Source organism: Kitasatospora putterlickiae (assembly GCF_039527695.1).
Taxonomy (GTDB): Bacteria; Actinomycetota; Actinomycetes; order Streptomycetales; family Streptomycetaceae; genus Kitasatospora; species Kitasatospora putterlickiae.
The window spans coordinates 112314-113246 of the sequence record NZ_BAAAKJ010000122.1; the positions used below are offsets into that span (position 1 = coordinate 112314).

Consider the following 933-nt stretch of genomic DNA (forward strand, 5'->3'; position numbering starts at 1 on the left):
GCCGCGGGCCGGGTCCGGTCGGTGGGCCAGTGCCGGGGCCAGGGGTGGATCCGGTCGGCCGGGGTCAGATCCGGTCGGTGGACCAGGCCGGGTCGCGGCCGGTGATCGCGAGCAGCAGGTCCTCGGCGTCGGCACCCGGCGGCGCGGTGCGCGGCGGGTCGAAGCGGCCGGTACCGGCCAGGTCGCGGTAGCCGCGGAACTCGGCGAGCGCGTACCGGGCGGCGCCGGGCGGCATCCGGCCGTGCTCGCCCAGCGCCCGGGAGAGGTCCCAGCCGTGCACGACGGTCTCGGCCGTCAGCTCCCGGGCGTACCCGCCCGCGTCCCGCAGGCCGTACGGCAGGTGCACCAGGAGGTCCGGCGCGCCGGGGCGGTTGAGCGCGCGCGAGGCGCTGCGCACGGCCATCGCCCAGACGCCCAGCGGGTTGCGGCCGAGTACGTCGCCCTCGAAGCGGTGGCCGATCTGCTCCGGGGTGTAGCCGGCGACCGCCTGGCACACCCACAGGTGCTGCGCCGCCACGTGGTTCACCAGCGCGCGCACATCCCAGTCGCGGCACGGGGTGGGCGCTGTCCAGAGGTCCTCGGACACCGCGCGCAGCAGCCGGGCCGTTTCGGCTCCGGCGGCCGCGTACTGTGCGCGGACCTCAGCGTGGAATCCGGGTGGGTGGGGACATTCCATCGCCGGGCCTCCGTCTCCTGCCCTGCTCACTCCCAGTAAACCGCTACGGGGCGTGACCCGCCAGGGGAGTCGGGGGCCGTTCCGCTGCGGGTCTCCGGTGGTCGGCCGCCTCTCGCGGTCACCGTCCGTGGCGGCGGTGCGGCACTCTGGTGAAGCACCGGTGCGCGAATGTAGTGTCCACGCCATGACGACCGCCCGGCGCCGGGTCGCCCTCGCCGCGACCCTCATCGGCGCACTCGCCGCCACCATCCTCCCCG

Annotated in this window: 1 protein-coding gene; it reads right to left on the reverse strand. The window is 76.2% G+C overall.

Translation table 11 applies throughout. The features are described from left to right. Positions 1-64: 64 nt before the first annotated feature. Positions 65-676 carry a TIGR03086 family metal-binding protein gene (locus tag ABD308_RS13090; RefSeq protein WP_344332916.1) on the reverse strand — a complete coding sequence of 204 codons (612 nt, stop codon included), beginning with the start codon at positions 674-676 and terminating at the stop codon, positions 65-67. Positions 677-933: the final 257 nt, after the last annotated feature.